This window comes from Acidimicrobiales bacterium, from assembly GCA_040219085.1.
Classification (GTDB): Bacteria; Actinomycetota; Acidimicrobiia; order Acidimicrobiales; family JAVJTC01; genus JAVJTC01.
Genome location: JAVJTC010000029.1, coordinates 96275 through 114891, shown reverse-complemented (window position 1 = coordinate 114891; position 18617 = coordinate 96275). Strand labels below are relative to the sequence as shown.

Sequence of the window (18617 nt, the reverse complement as noted above, 5' to 3'; positions counted from 1 at the left end):
TCAGATGACGTAGCCCAGGTTGGCGACGATCTCCTCGCCCACCGCGACGTCGCCGGTGACGGTGACCTTCGCCTCGGAGGGGTCGACCCTCGAGCCGATCAGCCGGCGGAAGTCGGCGACGGAGAGCTGGATGGTCACCGTCGGCTCGGCTCCGTCGAAATCCTCGACGAGACGGGCGCGACCGTCGACCACGATCGCGATGGTGCGGGGGGAAGGTCCCTCGAGGCGCAGCTCGAGTCGGGTCCCGTCCGGCGCCCCGCCGAGCTTCCCCACGACGTAGGGCATCACCGAGGCGATCTCGTCCAACGACGCCTCGAACGCCGCGCCGGTACACGTCTCGGGCCGGCCGGTGGCGTGGCGGATGTCCTGCTCGTGCATCCACGTGTCGAAAACCCGGATCCGCATGAAACGCCCGTACGTGTCGGGCCCCGCCGGCGTCCACGCCTCCGCATCCCACTCGTGGTCCTCCATCGCGCCGAGAAGAGCGAGGCGGGAACCGACGACGCTCTCGAGTTCCTCCCACAACTCGGCGGGTGGGGTGCCGCGTAGCGAGACGATCCAGCGCTCGTTGAACTCCCCGATCGCGTTGCGGACGTGGGGGACCTCGCCGATCTCGACGTCGGGGACCTGTTCGCCCGCGAGCATGTGCTCGGTACCGATCACATGCGCGACGACATCCGCGACCGTCCACCCGGGGCATGCCGTCGGTGTGGACCAGTCCTCCTCATCGAGTTCCGCCGTGATGGCGAGAAGTGAAGTCCACGCGTCCTCGAGGGCCCGGGTCGTTGTGGTCCTGTCGACGTTCGCCATGGCGGGATCCTAGGTCTCCGGGCGCCCGGATTGCCGGGAGGTCGCGCCATGGCGGGATGATGGGCGACATGACATCGGTGAACGGATCGGAAACCGTGACGGTGGTGGGGCGTCACCCGGTCGCGGAGCTCCTGGCACTCGCTCCGGCGATGGTCCACCGGGTGCACGTGGCGGCATCGGCGCGCGGCGGCGGGCTCGATGCCCTGATCGCCGCGGCGGAGGCTGCTGCGGTGACCGTCGAAGTTGTGAACGACCGTCGCCTGGACTCCCTGGCCGGAGGCGGTGGCGAGCATCAGGGCGTCGTCGCGACGGCCACGCTGCCCCTGCCCGCAGGGCTCGACGGGTGGCTCGCCGACAGGCGCGGTCGGCCGGTCGCCCTGCTCGTCATCGACGGTGTGACGACGCCGGCCAACCTCGGCATCGTCTTGCGCACGGCGGTCGCTGTCGGGGTCGATGGCGTCGTCGTCCCCGACGTGGGCACGGCGGGGCTGGGGTCCGCCACGCTCAAGGCATCGGCCGGAGTGGCCCTGACGGCGCCCGTGTTGCGGGCGACGACCATCGACGACGTGGTCGAGTGCCTCCAGCGTCATGCCGTGGAGATCGTCGCGTTCGATGCCGGCGGCGACGATCTCTTCACTGCGGAACTGCCCCGAAGGGCCGCCTACGTGGTCGGTAACGAGTCCGTGGGGATCTCGCGGGTCGTGCGCGTGGGCGCCGCGGTCACGGTCGCCTTGAAGATGGCGCCGGGGGTCGAGTCGCTCAATGTCGCGGCAGCGGCTTCGGTGCTTCTCTACGAACTGGCGCGCCGGGGTCTCACGGACCCTGGAAGCTGAACTCGTCGAGCGCGATCGCCGCGTCGGCGTCGTCGGTCACGTCGACACCGTGCTCCGGCGCCGGTGCGTCGGCGCCCTCGATGGGAAGGCGACCGGTCGTGACCGCCTCGACGAGGTCCGGCAGCGGCATCGCCTTGGCGAACAGCCAGCCCTGGGCGTAGTCGCAGTAGTTGTCGGCGAGGAAGTCGCGCTGCTCGGGGGTCTCGACACCCTCGGCGACGACCGCCATGTCCAAGCGGTGCGCGAGCGTGATGATCGACGGCAGAACCTTGGCGATTCTCTCGGCGCCGTCGAGGTCCACGAGGAAGGCGCGGTCGATCTTGAGCGTCGAGGCCGGCAGCCGCTCGAGGTATGCGAGCGAGGACTGGCCGGTGCCGAAGTCGTCGATCGCAACGGACAGACCGAGTTCGCGCAGGCGTAGCAGGGCCCGGATCGCCGCAGCCGGGTCGTGCATCGTCATCGATTCGGTCACCTCGATCGTGATGAGCGCGGGGTTCGTGCCGGTCTCGACGAGTGCCCGCTCGACGAGTCGATCGAAACCCGCCTCGAGCAGTTGGCGGGCCGACACGTTGATCGACATCCGCACACTGCGACAGTCCGGTGCCCGTGCGAGCAACTCCGCCCGGTCGCGCAGTGCACGGTTGAGGACCCACTCGCCGAGCGGGACGATCTGACCGGAGTGCTCGGCCAACTCGATGAGCGAGCCGGTGTTGACCCAGGTGTCGCCGCGGCGCCACCGCAGTAGGGCCTCGACGGCGTGCAATGCGCCGTCGAAGGTCACGATCGGCTGGTAGTGGACCTCGAGTTCGTCGTCGCGGATCGCCTTCGGAAGGGCTGACATGATCTCGACGCGGCTGCGGGCCTTCGCCTCCAGTTCGTTGGAGAAGAAGACGACCTGGTTGCGGCCCATCGCCTTGGCCTCCTGCAGGGCGGTGTCGGCGTTCTGCACGAGACGGTCCGGCCCGACGGACTCGCCGGCGATGGCGACACCGGCGGACACCGTGACGAAGATCTCGCGGCCGTCGAGGGTGATCGGTTCCGCGAGGTGTGCCGCGATCCCCTCGGCGCGCCCGACGAGGCGGTCGGGGTCGCGGACACCCTCGAACACCGCCGCGAACTCGTCGCCCGCGAGGTGGGCGACGTAGTCGGTGCTGCGGTGGCCTTCGAGACGGGCGGCGACGAGTTGGAGTACCCGATCCGCCGTCGTATGGCCGAGGGAGTCGTTGACGATGGTGAACTCGTCGAGGTTCAGGGTCACGAGCCCGACGTTGGGCCACGTGCCTCCTTCTGCGAGCTTGTCGAGGTGGGCGGCGAGGTGCATCCGGTTGGGCAGGTCGGTCAGGGGGTGATAGCTCGCCCGACGCGCGAGGATCTCCTCGGCGCGACGTCGATCGGAGACGTCGTGGGAGTTCACGCAGAGCGCATTGATGTCCGGGTCCTTCAGGAGATTCGTGACGATGCTCTCCACCCAGACACGACGTCCGTCGCGGCCGATGAGCTCCGTGTCGGCGAGAAGGAGTTGGTCGTCGGGTTGATGCACCGACCGGCTGATGAGCTCGCGGGTGCGTTCGCGGTCGCCGGCGGTCACGAGGTCGGCGAAGGCGAGACCTACCACCTCGTCGACGTCGAGGCCGAGTAGTCGCTGGACGCCCGAGGACACGCCCGTCACCTTGCCGTTGCGGTCGAGGAGCCAGATCAGGCCGGGGACGTGGTCCACGAGCTTGCCGAACCGTCGGTTCGCCTGGTCCTGGGACGCCTCGGCGGCACGCTGGTCGCTGACGTCGCGGCACAGGACGAGGATCCGACTCCGTCGCCCTCCCGGGCCCGACGTCCGACGCGCGGACACCTCGTACTCGTGGTCGTTGAAGGGGCGGGGGAACTGGATGACGTCCTTGCGCGTCTCGCGACCGGCGAGGACGAGCTCGGCCCACTGGACGAACGGGCCGAGGTCGCGCGGGTCGAGGAATTCGGAGAGCCGTGCTCCGATGAGGTGGCGGGCGTCGCCACCCGCGGCCAGTTCATCGTCAGCGTACGCGAGCTCGAAGGAGTCACCGGCACGGTCGAGAACGAATACGGGGTCGCGGACGAGCGCGGCCATCTCGGCCGACATCTGATCGCGCACTTTCTTCCAGGGTGCCCCGAGCCGTGCCCTCATGGATGTCTTATCGGCGGCACCACCGCGCCGGTGTAGTGATTCGTCCGGTTCGCCACGAATTCGTCGGTGACCGCTGCCACGGGCGCGATTTTCGGGACCGGCTCCGCGTCGTGGCTAGTCTCGTGTGTGATGAGCACGGCGGGACCCCACTGATGCCGCGCCTGGACCTCCCCGCCGACCTCGACCTCTCGACCGACCCGTACCGGATCGCGTCGCTGGATCCGCCGTCGTGGCGTGGGCGCATGCACATGTTCATGGTCCCGGTCGCGCTCGTCGCAGCAGCGGTGCTCGTCGCGGCGACGCCCGGCGTCGGCGATCGGATCGCAGCCGCCGTCTACGGCCTCACCCTCGTGAACATGTTCGCCACGAGCGCGCTGTTCCACCGTCGGCGTTGGGGCGACGTGGGTTGGTGGCGGATGCGGCAACTGGACCACACGGCGATCTACCTGTTCATCGCGGGTTCCTACACGGCGATCGCCGGGCTCGGCCTCGACGGCTGGGTTCGTGTCTTCCTGCTGGTGGCAGCGTGGGTGGGCGCCGGCGTCGGCGTCCTTCTACGGTGGCTGCCCTTCAAGCCGCCATTCGGAATGATGAACACGTTGTTCCTCGCGCTGGGCTGGGCGTCGGTGATCGCGATGCCGGCCATCTGGACCCAGATCGGCCCGACCGGCGCCATCCTCATCTGGGTCGGTGGGCTCTTCTACACCGTCGGTGCACTGCTGTTGGGGGTACGTCGCCCCAACCCGTCGCAGCGTCACTTCGGCTACCACGAGGTCTGGCACGTGAACGTGACGATCGCCGCGGCTCTTCAGTTCGTCGCGATCGCCACCGTCGTCGCCGACCTGTGACGCCGCCGCTGGTCGAAGGTCCCGGAGTCGGCCCCCACCCCGAGCCGTGGCCCGAGGATCCGAGGTTCGACCCCGAGTTGCTCGCCGCGGGCGATCACCGCAACGTGGTCGACCGGTACCGGTACTGGCGCCACGAGGCGATCGTCGCCGACCTCGCCGCCCACCGCTTCGACTACCACGTCGCCGTCGAGAACTGGGAACACGATCGCAACATCGGCGCGGTCGTCCGTAATGCCAACGCGTTCGGCGCCGCCGCGGTGCACATCGTCGGTCGCCGCCGCTGGAACCGACGCGGCGCGATGGTCACCGACCGCTATCTCGACGTGGTCCACCACCCCGACATCGCGGCGTTCGCCCGGTGGGCACGGGGTGAGGACTGTCCGCTCGTCGGCATCGACAACGTCGAGGGATCGGTACCGCTGGAGACGACGCCATTACCGCGACGCTGCGCCCTGGTGTTCGGTCAGGAGGGACCGGGACTGTCCGCTGAGGCGCTCGGTGCTGCGAGCGTCGTGTGTGCGATCACCCAGTACGGCTCGACCCGGTCGGTCAACGCCGGCGTCGCATCCGGGATCGCGATGTGGGCCTGGCTGCGCCGACACGGCCCGGACTCCGGCGTGGGATCAGGTCACGAGGCCCGTGCCGAGGAGAAGGGCGCCGAGTGAGGCGAGCAGCGTCGCCGCGGCGAACGCGCCGCGGGCGGCAGCGTTGCGGGCCCTGGTGTGCATCCAGGCGGTGACACCCGATACCGCCACGAGGATGAGTTTCACGAACAGTGCGGCTTTCCAGCCCGTGGTCGTGGCGTCGAAGTCGACCTCGGCGGTGTTCCAGATTCCGGTGACGACGGCGAGTCCGAAGAACGGCCAGGCGACACGGTTGAACTGGCGTGCGGCTTTGCGGGGTGCGTCCTCACCGAGTCGTCGGATCACGGGGATCAGCGCCCCGAGCACGATCTGGCCACCGACCCAGACCGTCACCCCGAGAAGATGCAGGAAGATCCGGATGGTCGTGTCGTCGATCGAGAAGTCCACGTCGTGATTGTGCCACGACCGCGCGTGCGGACAGCCCGGTCGTCCTCCACACTGGGGGGCGTGACCGACCCCCGCGGCGACGCCGCAGCGGCCGCCGACGACGCCGGCGCGTCCGCCGAATCCGATGTGGCTGGCGACGCGCCCGAAGCCGAGGCGCCGTACAACCTTCCGGCGACGGCGGCGGACCCCTGGGCCGGGGTGGACTCGATCGTTCCGATCGTCGGCTTCGTGGTGCTCAACCGCATCTGGGGGCTGACGGCGGGGATCATCGGCGCCACCGCCTGGGGCTTGTTCGCAGCCGTCCGGCGCCGCCGTGCCGACCTTCCCATCGGCAAGTTCCTGCCGCTCGTCCTGGGGTTCATCGTCGCCCGCGGCATCGTGGGGATCCTGACCGACAGCGAAGACGTCTACTTCGGGATCGGGATCGGCCTCAAGGTGGCCATCGGACTCGTTCTCATCGGGTCCGCGATCATCGGCCGCAACATCGTCGGGATGGCCGCCCCTTACATCATCGGTTTCGACGAGGCCACCAGGGCCCACTCGATCTACCGGTCCGTGACGGCGCACCTCTCGGTGGCGACGGGCATCTGGTACATCATCTCGAGCGGCTACGAGACATGGCTGCTCGCCAATTCGAGCGCGAACGAGTTCGTGATCGTGCGGACGCTGATCAACTGGCCGGCGGGGATCATCCTGTTCGGCGGTGGTCTCGTATACGCCGAGATGCGGATGCGCAAGATCGACGGATTCCCCGGCATGTTCGCGCTCTTCGAGCGTCAGGTCGATGCTCAGGTGGCAGTGATGGAGCAGCGTCGCAAGGGCAGGAACTCCGACGGGACCGACGCCTGAGCGCAGCTCTCAGCGCTTCTCGACGAGGTCGTCGATCTCGGCTCCGACGAGCACCATGAGCGCCGTCAACCACAGCCACAGCAGTACGAGGACGACCCCGCCCAGGGTGCCGTACGTCTCGTTGTACGAGCCGAAGTTCGCCGTGTAGACGCTGAAGAGTCCGGATGCGACGAGCCACAGCACCGTGGCCGCGACCGGCCCGCGTAGCCGCAGGCGGTGGCGCTCGGTGCGCCGGTCCGGGCCGAGCCGGTACAGGATCGCCAGGCCGTAGGTCATCGCCACCAGCAGTGCCGGGAAACGCAGCGTGTTCACGAGCCAGCGCACGGGTCCGCCGAGACCGGTGTCGGCGACCACGGCCGGAAGCGCGGCGAGCAGGAACGCCGCTGTGGCGATGAAGGCGATCGCCCCGAAGGTCAATACGAGCGCCCGGAGTCGGAGCGCGACGAACTTCCGCCGCTCGCTCAGTTCATAGACGGTGTTGAGCGTGTTGAAGATCTTCACCATCGCCCCTGACGCCGTCCACAGCGCAAGTGCGACCCCGACGACCAGTCCGGTGGCCAGGCCACCCGATGACGACGATGTGATCCCCTCCAGTTGCTCGATGATCACCGAGCGGCTGCTCTCGGAGAGGCCCGAGAGGTTGCTCTCGATCTGGTTGCGGATGTCCCGGGGATCGGCCACGAGGCCGTAGAGCGACAAGAGGGCGACGGCGACGGCGGGGATCGCCAACAGCGCGTAGAAGGCGATGCCCGCCGCCTGGACGGTGAGGTTGTGGTCGCGGATCCGCTTCACGAGCTCGGCGACGAGGGGGCGGTACCTGGCGAGGGTGGGGGCCATGGAACGACCCTAGCGAAGGTCTCCCCGGGGGCCGGACGGTCCACGGCCTACAATGAAAGATCACCTCAGAACGACACCGACCGTTCTGAGCCCCGACGAAAGGAGACCCGATGTCGTTCATGGACACGGTCAAGAACTTGTTCTCCAAGAGCAAGGACACCGCTGGAGAGGTGGCCCACAAGGCCAAGGACGTGGCTGGAGACGTCGCCCACAAGGCGAAGGACCTGGCAGGTGACGTCAAGGAGAAGGTCGAGGATCGCTTCGACCACGACGGTGACGAGGTCGCTGACGCGGCCGCGGACGCCGTGGAGACTGCTGAGGACGCCGTCGAGGACGCGGCCGACGACCTCAAGGAGTAGCGCAGCGGCGTCGCCGCTGTTGACCTTCGGTGCGCGAGAGCGGGGCGGCACCGGGCTTTGACGCGCCGCAGGGCGGCACCGACGTGGGGGTGCCCCCGTGTACGATCTGCGACCGGTCCGCCGACCACGACTCCTCACAGAGGCCACCAAATGACGAAGTCACCCAAGTTCATCCGGGTTCTCCTGCCCGTCACCTTTCTCGTCGTCCTCGCGCTGCTCGGGGCGGCCTGCGGCGGCGACGATCCGGAGTTCGCCGACGAGGGATCCGGCGACGGTGCCGCGACCGACGACGGTTCCGGAGGAGACGCCGCGGGCGGTGACTCCGCCGACGGGTCCACCACGGACGACGGATCGGGCGGTGGTGTCGCTCTCGACGACGGATCGGGCGACGGTGCTTCGGACGGATCGGCCGACCCGACGCCCACCCCGGCCACTGCGTCCACCCTGCCGGACCCACTTCCCGAGCCCGCGCTCGAGGTGGGGCAACCGACCTCGGAGGATGCTGTCTTCCTCTATGTCGTCACCGACCTCGGGGTCGCCTATGTCGGGGACTGTCGCAACCTCGATCCGGCGGACTACGAGACCGGGACCTATTGCTCGGTGAAGGACGGGAACTCCTACGCGATCGGACAGGCCCCTGATCTGATCGAGGCGACGATCGTCGTCGCTGAAGGCGGCGACGGCTGGATCGTCCAGTCCACGAGCCTCAACTGATCGTGGCCCCCGTCTTCCCATGACCCTCGCGATCGAGGTCGTCGATCTCGAGAAGTGGTACGGCACGAACCATGCCCTTCGGGGTGTGTCCTTCGCCGTCGAAGAGGGTGAGGTCTTCGCCCTGCTCGGTCCCAACGGCGCGGGTAAGTCGACGACCGTCGAGATCCTCGAGGGGCATCGCGAGGCGTCGGCCGGCACCGTCGAGGTTCTCGGCATGAACCCCGCCACGGGTGGGCTGGCGCTGCGGGACCGCATCGGCGTCGTCCTGCAGACGTCGGGTTCGGAGAGCCTCCTGACCCCACGCGAGGTGGTGGACGTCTACGGGGCCGCGTACTCCCGGCGTCTCCCCACCGATGAGGTGCTGGATACGGTCGGGCTCACAGAGAAGGCCGATGACCGCATCGGGAGTCTCTCCGGTGGCCAGCAGCGGCGCGTCGACCTCGCGCTCGGTCTCGTCGGTTCTCCTGACCTGATCTTCCTCGACGAGCCGACGACGGGGTTCGACCCGTCGGCGCGGCGTCGTGCCTGGGAGCTCGTCGACAGGCTGCGCGGCGAGGGCCGGACCATCCTGTTGACGACGCACTACATGGACGAGGCGCAGCATCTCGCCGACCGCGTCGCCGTCATCGCACGAGGTGAGATCGTGGCCACGGGCCGACCGGGTGATCTCGGAGGCCCGAGCGAGACGGTCGTCGGGTTCGTCGTGCCCGCCGGTGTCGTGGTCCCCGAGGAACTACTCGCCCAGGGTCGGGTCACCGGCAACAGGTTCTCGGCCCGCAGCGCACGCCCGACCGCCTTCGTCGGTGACATCTGTGCCTGGGCGACCGGTCTCGGTCTCGAGCTAGAGGGGCTCACCGTCACCCGCCCGACGCTCGAAGACGTGTACCTGGAGCTCACGGAGCCCGGCGCCGAGGCCGGTGCCGCCGAGGAGAGCGGTGCCCGTGACTGAGCCGAGCGTGGCACGTCTGGTCGCCCACCACATCCGTTACCAGAACCGGCTCTTCTGGAGGGCACCGATCGGCGCGTTCTTCACCATCGCCCTGCCGCTGATCATGCTCGTCCTGTTCGACGCCATCTTCGACGGCGACGTCGAGATAGGCGGACGGGGCCCGGTCTCGATCACCCAGTTCTACACGCCTGCTCTCGCGGCGTTCGCAGCGGCGTCGGCCACCTACACGAACCTCGGAACCGGGTTGGCGATCTACCGTGAGGACGGGGTGCTGAAACGGTTCCGGTCCACACCGTTGCCGCCGTGGGTCTACATCGCCGGGGCCATCGGGTCGGGTGTGTGGATAGCCGCCATCGCCAACGCGATCATGATCGGAATCGCGGTTGTCGGCTTCGACGTCTCGCTTCCGGCCGACCGGATCCCCGCCGCCGCCGTGGCGTTCGGGTTCGGGGTCTTCGCGTTCGCCGCCCTCGGCGTGGCGCTCGCTTCGTTGGCGCCCTCGGGTGGAGCTGCGCCGGCGATGGCCAACGCCACGATCCTCCCGCTGAGCTTCATCTCCAACGTCTTCATCCCGCTCGAGGACCCGCCGGCGTGGCTCGACACCGTCGGTGACATCTTCCCGCTCAAGCACTTCGTCGAGGCCTTCCTCGCGCCGTTCGACCCCACCAGCACGGGCTCGGGGTTCGAGTGGGGTGACCTGGCGGTCGTTGCGGTCTGGGGCGTGCTGGGCGCGGTCGTGGCAGTGAGGTCCTTCCGGTGGCAACCGACGGTGGGCAAAGCCCGGTCCGGTCGTCGGAGCCGTACCGGTGCCCGTTCGGCGCGCTGACAGCACGTCCGGTCTTCGAGGCGGCGCTCAGAGGTAGTGGGCGTCGATGCGGGCGAAAGCCTCGGCATGGCTGAAGGCGTCGTCGACGTCGAGCGCTGCGGCAGCACTCGCTTCGCGCCGGATCCTCTCCCGGAAGGCCGCCGTCTGGGATCCGTCGACGTCGTCGGCGATGCCCATCGTCGTCTCGAACTGGCTCACATGGGCCTCGAGCGCCGTGACCTTCGTGTCGAGGTATCGGGAGATCCCCTCGACGTGGTTGGGTTCGTCGGCCTCGAACAGCAGCAGTTCCGTGGGGCGGTGGGGATCGAGGTCCTGCTCCGGGAAGAAGTGGGGATCGCGGGCGGCGACCAGACCTTCGACGGCCAGGAGTCCTGCGTTGCGGTGGTCGGGATGGAGGCGGTAGCGCTTCCACGGGTCGTGGCCGAGGAGGACGTCGGGCTTCAGGCGGCGGATCCAGGATGCGACGATGCCCCGGGTGACGAGGTCCGCCTCGAGTTCGCCGTCGGTGATGTCGAGGAAGACGACCTCGCCGATGGCGCCCAGCCTGCGGGCGGCCTCGCGTTGTTCCTCGTGGCGTGCGGCCACCAGCACGGCGGGATCGGCGGTGTGGTCCCAGGTCCCTTTCGACCCGTCGGTGCACACGAGAAGTGAGACCTCACATCCTGCGGCGGCCCACTTGGCGAGTGTGCCCCCGCAGCCGAACTCCGTGTCGTCGGGGTGCGCGGAGATCGACAGCGCCCGGCCCGGGGTCTCGAGGTCGTGGGTGAACGTCGTCATCTCGCGTGCTCCAGAACTGTGAGGTCGGCGGGCTCGTCGACATCCCATCCGAGCGACTCGTCCCGCACGATTCGGACGCTGTGTGCGAGCCGGTGCGCTTCGTCGATATGGCGGCGAAAAGAACCGGGCCCGTAGGAGAAGGTGAACCCCGGGCCGGTGGGGACCACGAGAACGTTGGTTCCTGCGAGGTGGCGGTCGGGGACGAGGACCACCCCGTCGGTGGTGAGGAGCTCCTCGAAGCTGTTGGCGAGGGGGAGATCGCTGTGTGCGACGACGACACGGCGCGCCCCCCGGTCGGCGAGTTCGCTCACGCCGGCGGTGACCGCACCATTCAGGTCGGTTCCCGGGCACCACACGATCGTCGCGCCGTGGCCGAGAGCCCAGGCGCGGACCGCGTCGTCATCGCATGCCACGGCGACCGGTAGGTCACCCGCGCAGTCGAGGACATGGGTCGCCATGGACCGCGCCAGATCCGCGCGCGCATCGGCACCGAGTTCCTCAGCGAGGCGTCCCTTAGCCGCGGCGAAGCTCTTCACGGGGACGAGCAGCCACTGCGCCGGGGTCATGCACCGGAGTCTATGGAGGTGTCGCCGCTAGGGTTCTCCGATCATGGACGTCCAGGTCGCGGTGGTCGGCGCGGGCTCGTGGGGCACAACGGTCGCAGCCCTGGCGAGTCGGAACGCGTCCACCCGCCTGTGGTGTCGCGAGGCGGACCTCGCCGCAGCGATCACCCGTGATCACATGAACCCCGTCTACCTGGAAGGCTTCACCCTCCCCTCGACGTTGGTCGCGACTCCCGAACTCGGCGAGGCGGTGTCGGACGCCGACATCGTGGTGATGGCCGTGCCGTCGCACGCCTTCCGGGAGATTCTCGAGGCCGTGGCGCCGCTCGTGGGCGCAGGGGCGCACGTTGTGAGCGTCGCCAAGGGCCTCGAACGCGGGACCGGGATGCGGATGACCGAGGTCGTCGCCGATGTCGTGCCGGGCCACCTCGCCGGAGCGTTGACGGGACCGAACCTCGCCAAGGAGATCCTCGCCGGCGACGCGGCCGCCTCGGTGATCGCGATGTCGGACGACGCGGTTGCGGCGGTCGTGCAGCAGGTGTTCGCCTCGCCCCGTTTCAAGGTGTACACGAACCACGATGTCGTCGGCTGTGAACTCGGTGGTGCCCTCAAGAACGTCTACGCGATCGCGTCGGGAATGGCCGACGGCCTGGGTACGGGCGACAACACCCGGGCCGCCGTGATCACCCGGAGCCTCGCTGAGCTCACCCGCCTCGGCGTGGCCATGGGTGGTGAGCCGGCGACCTTCGCCGGGCTCGCGGGGCTGGGCGACCTCATCGCGACGTGCACGAGTTCCCAGAGCCGGAACCGTCACGTCGGCGAAGAGCTCGGGAGGGGCCGATCCGTCAGCGAGGTCGTTGACGCGATGAACCAGGTGGCCGAAGGCGTCGAGACGGCCGAGGTCGTCGTGAGGCTCGCCGCAGCTCACGACGTGGCGGTTCCCATCGCGGCCATGGTCAGCGCGGTGATCAGCGGCGAGATGAGCGCTGCGGAGGCCTACCGTGGGCTGCTGCGGCCCGCCCGGGGTCACGAGTCCGATCCGGAGAACTGGTGAAACACGCCGCGCCGACCACAGTCACCCACCTGCTGGGCGTCCCGGGCCACGGACCCTTCGTGGCTGTGGACGAGCGCGGGGTGATCACGACCACAGCGGGCCGACTCGGCTGGTCCATCGGTGCCGAGGATCGTTGGCATCACGCAGCGGCCGAGGCGGCCGTGCGTCAGGTCGTCGAAGCCGGCGGTGCGATCGTCGAGACCCGTATGCGGATTCCGGGCGGCGACGCCATCCAGCGGATGTGGACCACGGTCGACGCGGGTCGCCCCGTGCTCGTGATCGAGTTCGAGAACGCGAGCCCCGTTCCCGTCGCCCTCGCGGTGACCGGTGGGGACGTCCCGTTCGTCGCGCGGCGAGAGCCGTCGTCGGTGACGGTGGCCGACGTCGACGGAGCCCCGCCCGACGCGACCATGTGGCCGCTACCGCACCGGACGCGCCTCCGGGTCGTGGTGGCGGGACCGTCGGGTGGTGTCACGGCGGAGCAGGTGGACGGCCTGGCGGACGCGTCCTCGGTGGCCTCCGGATGGGCCACGCACCTCGACGCGCTGGCACGGGTCCACATCGCAGGAGGTCCCGAGATCGACGGGTGGGCCGACGCCGTGCGGGTGCTGGTTCTCGCCGCCGACGGCCCGTTCGACGGTGTCGCGCCGCTGCGCACGGGCACCGACGTGGGCACCGTCGCCGTGGCGCTGGCGACGGTTGGCCTCGGTGCGCAGGCGATGGCGCTCCTCGACGGCGTGCTCCACCGTCAGCGTCGCAACGGAGGGTTTCCGCTCGTGGACGGGCCCGGCGACCGCGCCACCATCGCATGGGCCGCGGCGCGCGTCGCCCTCATCGCGGACGACCCCGGCGACTGGTTCGACGACCACGCCGAGGTGGTCGCCCGGGCGGTGGACCGCGCCGGTGGATCCGAACCTCACGGGGCGGTCGCCGCCACGGTCGCCCTCGCGGCACTCCGCCGACGAGGCATGCACGAGGCCGCCGACCACCTCGACCGTCGGGTGGGAGGCCGGGGCGGTGAGGCCGAAGCGCGCCATGAACCCACTGGTCACCCTGTCGGGGCCGCGGCGGAGGTGGTCCTCTCGACGGTGGCCAGGCTGGTCCGCGATGAGCCCGGGTCGATCGAGGTCGTTCCCGATGCCGCGCTCGGTGCGGTCGGGGTCGCCGTCGAGGTCCACGACCTGCGTACGACGTCCGGACTGCTCTCGTTCGGTACCCGCTGGCACGGGGAGAGACCCGCGCTGCTGTGGGACCTCGAGGCGAGCGGGCCGACGGAGCTCACCTGTGGGCTCGCTGCGGGCTGGCGCAGCGAGGAGACCCGGGGCGAGACGCTTCTCAGCACGGCGGCCGTTGCTGGTGACCGGAGCGAATAGTCTCGGCCCATGGCCAGAGTGGCGTTCGGAACAGACATGTCGACGCCGCTCACCGCGGCGATGGTCTCGCATCTCGGCGAGGCCGGACACACGGTGGTGACCGTGGCCGAGGACGAACCGTGGCCCGACGTCGGTCGCGCCGTGGGTGTGGCGGTCGCCACGGGCGACGCGCAGTTGGGTGTCGTGTGCTGTTGGACCGGGACGGGCGTGTCGATCGCCGCGAACAAGGTGCCGGGGATCCGTGCGGCGCTGTGCACCGACGCCGAGACCGCCACCGGTGCGCGTCGGTGGAACGATGCGAACGTCCTTGCGATGGGTATCCGTCTCACCTCGGCGCCCCTGGCGGTCGAGATCATCGACGCTTTTCTGGCCGGCGTCGTCGACCCCGACGAGGTCGCCGAGATCGCGAAGTTGGAACGGGCCTGATGGCGACCCGGCCCGGCGCAGGGGAGCGGGTCTGACGATGCCCGTGCCGCGCCTGCGGAAGGCGAACCGTTCCACCTCGCCGAGCCTCGCCGTCGAGCGCGAACTGTGGGGGAGTGGTCACGACTTCGTCGTCGGCCTCGACGAGGTGGGCAAGGGTGCATGGGCCGGTCCGCTCACCGTGGGTGCCGCGGTGGTTCCCCGGGACCGTCGCATCTACAAGGTGCGGGACTCGAAGATGCTCACTTCAGCGGAGCGCGAGGCGCTGTTCGAGCGGATCGCCGGATGGTGCGTGTCGTGGGGTGTCGGCCACGCATCTCATTCCGAGTGTGACGAGTTGGGCATGTCCGAGGCCCAGCGCCTCGCCGCCCGACGTGCCCTTGCTGCGCTCGATGTGGAACCCGATGCCGTCGTCCTCGACGGGAAGTGGGACTTCGTCGGAGGGGCACGCCGGATCGTCAAGGGTGATGCCGTGTGCCTGTCGATCGCGGCGGCGTCGATCCTCGCGAAGGTGACCCGGGACCGGCTGATGATCGCGGAGGCCGAGCACTACCCGGCGTGGTGGTTCGCCCAGAACAAGGGGTACCCGTGTCATCGCCATCGGGCGGCGTTGCAGGCGTGGGGTCCGACCACGATCCACCGGCGCAGCTGGGCGTTCATGGACACCCTGGCGTTCTCGGCGGGTCCACGGTTCGTGCGCGACGACGGCCAGGGGTCCCTCTTCGAGGTGGCCTGATCGGCTCGGCGGCCCGGACCGGCCTGCGCTGACGCCTCTCGGTCGTACGCGTCGGGGTCTCTTGCACAGCCATGGGCGGCGGTTGCTGGTTGGTGCCAACGTTGGAGCGAAAACGGCCCCGGCTCCCATGGGTTGCGGCATTCGGGAAGACCACGGAGCGTAAGTCGCCCGCCACTTTCGCTACGACGTTGTCGCGTGCAGCCTTACTGCTCTCTTCTCAGGGAGGGCCGACGCTACGGTCGGATCTATGCGTGACCACGGTGAGGTGCCGCAGCGTGTGGTCGAACAGCGGATCAGGAATCGGATCATCGAGTACCTGGAGTTGGCTGCGTCCTTCGAGGCTCAGGCCGCCTGTCAGCGAGCGGTGCCCCGAGTGAACGTGGCCATCGATGTCGTCAACCAGTGGGGTGACTGGGTGCGAACGGATCCGCCGACTCGGGCTGACCTGCCCGACGTGTTCTCCGATGCCGAGGTCGAGACGATGGGTGCCTACGCTGAGGCCGTGAATGCAGCGGCAGTTGTCCTTCCCGGCGGCTTTCCCGATCTCGCAGAGGTCCAGCGCCTGAAGGAGTGGGAGTCTCTCCGCAAGACGGCCGGTGAGGCACTTCGGGTCTTCGAGGTCCGGGGTCGGCTCTCTGAAGACCGAGAGGCATGAGCGTGGTGACATCGATGGACAGGCGTTCGTTGAAGACGATCGGACCGCTCGTGGTGTGGACCTTTTTCGTGTGGACGTCGCGGATCCGCAACGTCTTCAGCGACGACGGTCTCGACGCCTTCGACCGGACGTGGCGTACCGGCGTGGCCGTCGTGTTCATCGGCTTCTCCGTCGCCATGGGTGTCGCTCTGTGGCGCTCACGCAGGGACGGCCTCGGTGCCGGTGCCGCCCGGCTCCTGGCGGTCTTCGCGTCCTGGACCGTGGCGTTCTGGGTGGTGCGGGGAGGCGGGATTCTTCTCGACGGCAACCACGACGCGGGGTTCAAGGCGATCCACACGGTGCTCGCAGTGTTCTCCATCGGGTTGGCCGCGCTCGCGCTGCGGGGGCGGACGGGCACCCGGACCCCCGTGGGCTCCGCCGCCTGATCTGGCCCCGGTGGGGGTCCTCACGGCTACGATGCGCCGCCATGGGTCAGCCCGTCACCGTCGTAGAAAAGCCGTCGAGCGCCACGCACGCCGTGCGCTTCGAGATCAACCGGTCGATCACCGGGATGGGGCATCTCCACTACAGCTCCATCGAAGACGTCGTCCGGGATCGTCCGCCTGACCGTCTCGCCCGCCGCCTGTTCGAACACGGCGGTGTCGACGGCGTCCACGTCAACTCCAACGTCGTCACGGTCGACATCGCGAAGGGTGGCTCGGCCGAGGGGATCAAGGAGATCCTCGAGGATCTCTTCACGTACTACCGCCCCGGCGTCGAGGTGCCCAGCTTCGACATGGGCGACGACGCCGCAGAGTAGACCGGCGAGGGGTTGAACTCCCCGAACACATGTTCGATACTCGCGCGGTGGCTTCCCCCCGTCCTGAACTCGCCGCCGTCGCCGAACATCTCCGGCCCGTCAGCCTCGCGCTCGAACAGACTCTGCCCGTCGCCGGCGCCTTCGCCTCGCTGATCGGACGGGGTGGACTCGTCCGGGGGTCCACCCTGGCCGTGACCGGGGAGGGTGCGGCGGTGTCGGTCGCCCTGGCCCTGTGTGTCGAGGCGGCATCGGCGGGTTCATGGGTCGCGGTGGTGGGGTCGCGTCGTCTCGGACTGGCCGCCGCCGATGAACTCGGCCTTCCCCTGGAACGTCTCGTCCTCGTCGACGACCCCGAGTCCCGGCTCGTTCCGGCGGTCACCGCCGCGCTGGTCGACGCGTTCGAGTTGACCCTTGTCGTCGACCAGCCGCGGCTCTCGGCCTCCCGGACCCGCAAGCTCGTGAGCCGCAACCGAGAGCGCGGCGGAGTGCTGATGCGGGTCGGCGGAACCGACTGGCCCGACGCCCCCGACGTCACGGTCGCCGTCACCGGGTCGGTGTGGACCGGGCTCGGTCGCGGCCATGGAGTCCTACGCGCCCGCCGGGTGGAACTCGCCGTCTCCGGCCGCCGCCAGGGCGGTATCCGTCGTGGTCGAATCTGGCTTCCCGATGCCGATGGCGTCGTCCGCGTGGCCGAGGAGACCGAAACGGTTCCACATGGGGGTGGTCGCGCTCTTACACTCGCCGGGTGACCGCGACCGGGCCCGGCATCGGAGAGGCCGTCTCCCGTGCAGAACTGCAGCGCCGTACGGTGCGGACCCTCGTGTGGTCCCAGGTCCTCGCGGGTGGGACCACCGCAGCCGTCGTCACGATCGGCTCGCTGCTGGCCAAGGAGATCACCGACACCGACTCGCTCGCGGGCACCGCAACGGCGGCTCTCACCCTGGGAACCGCGCTCGCCGCCCTACCGCTCGCCCGTCATGCCTCGAAGGTGGGCCGGCGACCCGTTCTGGCCGGCGGGTTCGCCGTCGGTGGCGTCGGTGCGCTCGCAGTGGGTCTGGCAGCAGCCATCGGCTCCTATCCGCTTCTGCTCGTCGGGATGGCCGCCGTGGGAATCGGCCAGGCGGCCGGACTCCAGGCCCGGTTCGCCGCGGCCGACCTGGCCGATGACGCCGGACGCGCCGGTGCCATCGGCACGGTCGTGTGGGCGATGACGGTCGGATCCGTCGCTGCGCCGAACCTGCTCGGCCCGTCCTCTCGGGTGGCCGACTCACTCGGTCTGGAGGAACTGGCGGGTCTGCCCATCGTGGGAGTGGTCCTCGCATTCTGCGCCGCCCTGTTCGTCGCGAAGCGACTCCGGCCCGACCCTCTCGTCGAAGCGGGCGGCCTCGACGCGCCGGGAGTGGGGCGTCGTCCCCTGCGTCCCGCCATCACGGCCATCCGCACGAACCTCGACGCAGCCGTGTCACTGGCCTCCGTCGTCGTCGCCCACGCGACCATGGTCGGGGTCATGTCGATGACGGCGATCCATCTCGACGACGGTGGACAGTCGAAGGCGTTCATCGGTTTCGTGATCAGCACCCACATCGCGGGGATGTACGCCTTCTCTCCGGTGGCGGGTCGGCTGGCGGACAGGATCGGCAGGGTGCCGACGCTCGCACTCGGTGCCGCCGTCCTGGTGCTGGCGACCGACACGGCCGGCCACTCCCACGGCTCGGAGTCCGTGATGATGCTGCTGGCACTCTTCGCCCTGGGTTTCGGGTGGAGCCTCGCGCTGGTGGCGGGAAGTGCACTGCTGACCGAGTCGGTATCCGTCGAGGTCCGGGTCTCGGCCCAGGGGCTGTCTGATGTCGCGATGTCGGCGAGTGGCGCCATCGCCGCCGTGGCGGCCGGTTTCGCTGTCGACACGATCGGCTACCACCACCTGAGTCATATCGGCATGGGTCTCAGCTCGGCGATGCTGGCCGTCGCCATCGCCCGCGCCGTCACCAACCGGCGGGTGGTCCGGGCCGCTGCGCTCCGGTGACAG

The 18617-nt window shown here is 69.4% G+C and carries 23 protein-coding genes; 17 read left to right on the top strand and 6 right to left on the bottom strand.

The genetic code is table 11. The features are described 5' to 3' along the window. The gene (locus tag RIE08_12755; GenBank protein MEQ8718473.1) at positions 1 to 810 is read right to left on the bottom strand and encodes a maleylpyruvate isomerase family mycothiol-dependent enzyme; all 810 of its coding nucleotides are present in this window, start codon (positions 808 to 810) and stop codon (positions 1 to 3) included. A gap of 68 nt (positions 811 to 878) precedes the next feature. Between RIE08_12755 and RIE08_12750 the strand changes: the two genes are divergently transcribed. Beyond that, positions 879 to 1643 (top strand): TrmH family RNA methyltransferase, encoded by a 765-nt coding sequence (locus RIE08_12750; protein MEQ8718472.1) that lies wholly within the window; start codon positions 879 to 881, stop codon positions 1641 to 1643. Here RIE08_12750 and RIE08_12745 read toward each other — a convergent pair. Continuing rightward, complete coding sequence (locus RIE08_12745; protein ID MEQ8718471.1) at positions 1624 to 3765, bottom strand: EAL domain-containing protein; 2142 nt, start codon at positions 3763 to 3765, stop codon at positions 1624 to 1626. The two genes, RIE08_12750 and RIE08_12745, sit on opposite strands and share 20 nt — an antisense overlap. A 185-nt stretch (positions 3766 to 3950) precedes the next feature. Between RIE08_12745 and RIE08_12740 the strand changes: the two genes are divergently transcribed. Together RIE08_12740 and RIE08_12735 are read left to right on the top strand one after the other, a co-directional pair. Further along, positions 3951 to 4646, top strand: a complete 696-nt coding sequence (locus RIE08_12740; GenBank protein MEQ8718470.1) for a hemolysin III family protein — start codon at positions 3951 to 3953, stop codon at positions 4644 to 4646. Then, a complete protein-coding gene (locus RIE08_12735) occupies positions 4643 to 5311 on the top strand; it encodes a TrmH family RNA methyltransferase (GenBank protein MEQ8718469.1) in 669 nt (222 codons plus the stop codon). The genes RIE08_12740 and RIE08_12735 overlap by 4 nt, the downstream gene beginning before the upstream one ends. Here RIE08_12735 and RIE08_12730 read toward each other — a convergent pair. Beyond that, positions 5270 to 5677 carry a hypothetical protein gene (locus RIE08_12730; protein MEQ8718468.1) on the bottom strand — a complete coding sequence of 136 codons (408 nt, stop codon included), beginning with the start codon at positions 5675 to 5677 and terminating at the stop codon, positions 5270 to 5272. The two genes, RIE08_12735 and RIE08_12730, sit on opposite strands and share 42 nt — an antisense overlap. A 60-nt stretch (positions 5678 to 5737) precedes the next feature. Here RIE08_12730 and RIE08_12725 point away from each other — a divergent pair, with 60 nt between their 5' ends. Then, entirely contained in the window at positions 5738 to 6526 is a 789-nt protein-coding gene (locus RIE08_12725) for a DUF3159 domain-containing protein (GenBank protein MEQ8718467.1), read from the top strand. A 9-nt stretch (positions 6527 to 6535) separates the two neighbouring features. Here the strand turns inward: RIE08_12725 and RIE08_12720 are convergent, their stop codons facing one another. Continuing rightward, positions 6536 to 7363 (bottom strand): YihY/virulence factor BrkB family protein, encoded by an 828-nt coding sequence (locus RIE08_12720; GenBank protein MEQ8718466.1) that lies wholly within the window; start codon positions 7361 to 7363, stop codon positions 6536 to 6538. A 110-nt stretch (positions 7364 to 7473) separates the two neighbouring features. Between RIE08_12720 and RIE08_12715 the strand changes: the two genes are divergently transcribed. The 4 genes from RIE08_12715 (at position 7474) to RIE08_12700 (ending at position 10211) form a co-directional block, all read left to right on the top strand. Then, a complete protein-coding gene (locus RIE08_12715) occupies positions 7474 to 7722 on the top strand; it encodes a hypothetical protein (protein MEQ8718465.1) in 249 nt (82 codons plus the stop codon). 150 nt (positions 7723 to 7872) lie between these two features. Continuing rightward, entirely contained in the window at positions 7873 to 8436 is a 564-nt protein-coding gene (locus RIE08_12710) for a hypothetical protein (GenBank protein ID MEQ8718464.1), read from the top strand. 19 nt (positions 8437 to 8455) lie between these two features. Then, positions 8456 to 9385 carry an ABC transporter ATP-binding protein gene (locus RIE08_12705; protein MEQ8718463.1) on the top strand — a complete coding sequence of 310 codons (930 nt, stop codon included), beginning with the start codon at positions 8456 to 8458 and terminating at the stop codon, positions 9383 to 9385. Then, complete coding sequence (locus RIE08_12700) at positions 9378 to 10211, top strand: ABC transporter permease (GenBank protein ID MEQ8718462.1); 834 nt, start codon at positions 9378 to 9380, stop codon at positions 10209 to 10211. Before RIE08_12705 ends, RIE08_12700 begins: the two co-directional genes overlap by 8 nt. 27 nt (positions 10212 to 10238) lie before the next feature. Here RIE08_12700 and RIE08_12695 read toward each other — a convergent pair whose 3' ends face one another. Both RIE08_12695 and cofC read right to left on the bottom strand, forming a co-directional pair. Beyond that, a complete protein-coding gene (locus tag RIE08_12695) occupies positions 10239 to 10988 on the bottom strand; it encodes a PIG-L deacetylase family protein (protein MEQ8718461.1) in 750 nt (249 codons plus the stop codon). Continuing rightward, on the bottom strand, positions 10985 to 11554 hold the full coding sequence (gene cofC / locus RIE08_12690; protein MEQ8718460.1) for a 2-phospho-L-lactate guanylyltransferase: 570 nt from the start codon (positions 11552 to 11554) through the stop codon (positions 10985 to 10987). Before cofC ends, RIE08_12695 begins: the two co-directional genes overlap by 4 nt. 43 nt (positions 11555 to 11597) lie before the next feature. Between cofC and RIE08_12685 the strand changes: the two genes are divergently transcribed. From RIE08_12685 to RIE08_12645, 9 genes are all read left to right on the top strand, one after another. Continuing rightward, positions 11598 to 12605: an NAD(P)H-dependent glycerol-3-phosphate dehydrogenase gene (locus RIE08_12685; protein ID MEQ8718459.1), complete on the top strand. Its 1008-nt coding sequence runs from the start codon at positions 11598 to 11600 to the stop codon at positions 12603 to 12605. Continuing rightward, entirely contained in the window at positions 12602 to 13978 is a 1377-nt protein-coding gene (locus RIE08_12680; GenBank protein ID MEQ8718458.1) for a hypothetical protein, read from the top strand. The genes RIE08_12685 and RIE08_12680 overlap by 4 nt, the downstream gene beginning before the upstream one ends. A 9-nt stretch (positions 13979 to 13987) precedes the next feature. Further along, positions 13988 to 14404 (top strand): RpiB/LacA/LacB family sugar-phosphate isomerase, encoded by a 417-nt coding sequence (locus tag RIE08_12675; protein MEQ8718457.1) that lies wholly within the window; start codon positions 13988 to 13990, stop codon positions 14402 to 14404. A 37-nt stretch (positions 14405 to 14441) separates the two neighbouring features. Continuing rightward, entirely contained in the window at positions 14442 to 15137 is a 696-nt protein-coding gene (locus tag RIE08_12670; GenBank protein MEQ8718456.1) for a ribonuclease HII, read from the top strand. 247 nt (positions 15138 to 15384) lie between these two features. After that, positions 15385 to 15792 carry a hypothetical protein gene (locus RIE08_12665; GenBank protein MEQ8718455.1) on the top strand — a complete coding sequence of 136 codons (408 nt, stop codon included), beginning with the start codon at positions 15385 to 15387 and terminating at the stop codon, positions 15790 to 15792. Continuing rightward, positions 15789 to 16217 carry a hypothetical protein gene (locus RIE08_12660; GenBank protein MEQ8718454.1) on the top strand — a complete coding sequence of 143 codons (429 nt, stop codon included), beginning with the start codon at positions 15789 to 15791 and terminating at the stop codon, positions 16215 to 16217. Before RIE08_12665 ends, RIE08_12660 begins: the two co-directional genes overlap by 4 nt. 41 nt (positions 16218 to 16258) lie before the next feature. Beyond that, complete coding sequence (locus RIE08_12655) at positions 16259 to 16591, top strand: hypothetical protein (protein ID MEQ8718453.1); 333 nt, start codon at positions 16259 to 16261, stop codon at positions 16589 to 16591. A gap of 47 nt (positions 16592 to 16638) precedes the next feature. Next, the gene (locus tag RIE08_12650; protein MEQ8718452.1) at positions 16639 to 17340 is read left to right on the top strand and encodes a hypothetical protein; all 702 of its coding nucleotides are present in this window, start codon (positions 16639 to 16641) and stop codon (positions 17338 to 17340) included. Continuing rightward, a complete protein-coding gene (locus tag RIE08_12645) occupies positions 17337 to 18614 on the top strand; it encodes an MFS transporter (GenBank protein ID MEQ8718451.1) in 1278 nt (425 codons plus the stop codon). The genes RIE08_12650 and RIE08_12645 overlap by 4 nt, the downstream gene beginning before the upstream one ends. Positions 18615 to 18617: the final 3 nt, after the last annotated feature.

Bases quoted from the DNA above. Each gene is read 5' to 3' on its own strand.
- RIE08_12705 (MEQ8718463.1), top strand. From the start codon at position 8,456: ATGACCCTCGCGATCGAGGTCGTCGATCTCGAGAAGTGGTACGGCACG.
- RIE08_12740 (MEQ8718470.1), top strand. From the start codon at position 3,951: ATGCCGCGCCTGGACCTCCCCGCCGACCTCGACCTCTCGACCGACCCG.
- RIE08_12660 (MEQ8718454.1), top strand. From the start codon at position 15,789: ATGAGCGTGGTGACATCGATGGACAGGCGTTCGTTGAAGACGATCGGA.
- RIE08_12710 (MEQ8718464.1), top strand. From the start codon at position 7,873: ATGACGAAGTCACCCAAGTTCATCCGGGTTCTCCTGCCCGTCACCTTT.
- RIE08_12695 (MEQ8718461.1), bottom strand. From the start codon at position 10,988: ATGACGACGTTCACCCACGACCTCGAGACCCCGGGCCGGGCGCTGTCG.
- RIE08_12755 (MEQ8718473.1), bottom strand. From the start codon at position 810: ATGGCGAACGTCGACAGGACCACAACGACCCGGGCCCTCGAGGACGCG.
- RIE08_12750 (MEQ8718472.1), top strand. From the start codon at position 879: ATGACATCGGTGAACGGATCGGAAACCGTGACGGTGGTGGGGCGTCAC.
- cofC (MEQ8718460.1), bottom strand. From the start codon at position 11,554: ATGACCCCGGCGCAGTGGCTGCTCGTCCCCGTGAAGAGCTTCGCCGCG.
- RIE08_12655 (MEQ8718453.1), top strand. From the start codon at position 16,259: ATGGGTCAGCCCGTCACCGTCGTAGAAAAGCCGTCGAGCGCCACGCAC.
- RIE08_12720 (MEQ8718466.1), bottom strand. From the start codon at position 7,363: ATGGCCCCCACCCTCGCCAGGTACCGCCCCCTCGTCGCCGAGCTCGTG.
- RIE08_12685 (MEQ8718459.1), top strand. From the start codon at position 11,598: ATGGACGTCCAGGTCGCGGTGGTCGGCGCGGGCTCGTGGGGCACAACG.
- RIE08_12665 (MEQ8718455.1), top strand. From the start codon at position 15,385: ATGCGTGACCACGGTGAGGTGCCGCAGCGTGTGGTCGAACAGCGGATC.
- RIE08_12675 (MEQ8718457.1), top strand. From the start codon at position 13,988: ATGGCCAGAGTGGCGTTCGGAACAGACATGTCGACGCCGCTCACCGCG.
- RIE08_12670 (MEQ8718456.1), top strand. From the start codon at position 14,442: ATGCCCGTGCCGCGCCTGCGGAAGGCGAACCGTTCCACCTCGCCGAGC.
- RIE08_12715 (MEQ8718465.1), top strand. From the start codon at position 7,474: ATGTCGTTCATGGACACGGTCAAGAACTTGTTCTCCAAGAGCAAGGAC.